Origin of the sequence: Paenibacillus sp. MER TA 81-3, from assembly GCF_023713585.1 — a bacterium.
Lineage (GTDB): Bacteria > Bacillota > Bacilli > Paenibacillales > Paenibacillaceae > Paenibacillus_B > Paenibacillus_B profundus.
The window spans coordinates 1-255 of sequence record NZ_JAMAWB010000137.1 but is presented as its reverse complement, the minus strand read 5'-3'; the positions used below and the strand labels follow the sequence as shown (position 1 = coordinate 255).

General features: G+C 46.3%; 1 protein-coding gene. It reads left to right on the top strand.

Translation table 11 applies throughout. From position 1 onward, the window contains the following. Window positions 1–255, top strand: a 255-nt coding sequence (locus M3650_RS31585; RefSeq protein WP_251580310.1) for an RHS repeat-associated core domain-containing protein, incomplete at both ends; no start/stop codon positions are given.

The window sequence follows — 255 nt, the reverse complement described above, 5'->3', positions numbered from 1 at the left end:
ATGATATCTGGGGCAATCCATTAACCCAGGAGGAGCAAGTACCGAATATCTTCCGCTACTCGGGAGAGTACTGGGACGCAGATACGAATCTACAGTATTTGCGTGCAAGATGGTATGATCCGAGTATCGGGCGGTTTATTAATGAGGATACGTATGAAGGGGATCTAGGGAATCCGCTGAGCTTGAATTTGTATTCGTACGTGGCCAACAATCCGTTGAAGTTTATTGACCCTAGCGGGAACCGATATATACCTT